This is a genomic window from Snodgrassella sp. W8158 (assembly GCF_016100435.1).
Taxonomy (GTDB): domain Bacteria; phylum Pseudomonadota; class Gammaproteobacteria; order Burkholderiales; family Neisseriaceae; genus Snodgrassella; species Snodgrassella alvi.
This window is the reverse complement of the sequence record NZ_JACFSM010000020.1, coordinates 1-300: the sequence shown is the minus strand read 5'-3', so window position 1 is coordinate 300 and position 300 is coordinate 1. Positions and strand designations below refer to the sequence as shown.

The window sequence follows — 300 nt, the reverse complement described above, 5'->3', positions numbered from 1 at the left end:
AGTTCATAGTTACCGAGAAATGGCTTAAAGAAAGGAAAGCTTGTAAAGATGGGCTTCAAGCTTTTAAACAGCATTTCCCTAATGGCGGAGAGGCTTTAGAGGTATTAAAGCGATGTGAAGAGTTAGATTATAAGAGTTTTGCAAAGTGGTTAGTAGATCACTTACCTCCCATTTATTCACCTTTAGAGCTTAATACTTTAATAGGTAGTCTTTTTTACCCCAATGATGTACATATTAAAGGCGATGTTTCTACTCAAGAGGTTATTTACATCAAAGGAAATCTTAAGGTAGACGAGAAAT

1 protein-coding gene is annotated in these 300 nt (G+C 35.3%); it reads left to right on the top strand.

The genetic code is table 11. The annotated features are described in order from the left end of the window. A partial coding sequence (locus H3V11_RS11735; RefSeq protein ID WP_198225102.1) for a hypothetical protein occupies positions 1 to 300 on the top strand: 300 nt, incomplete at both ends.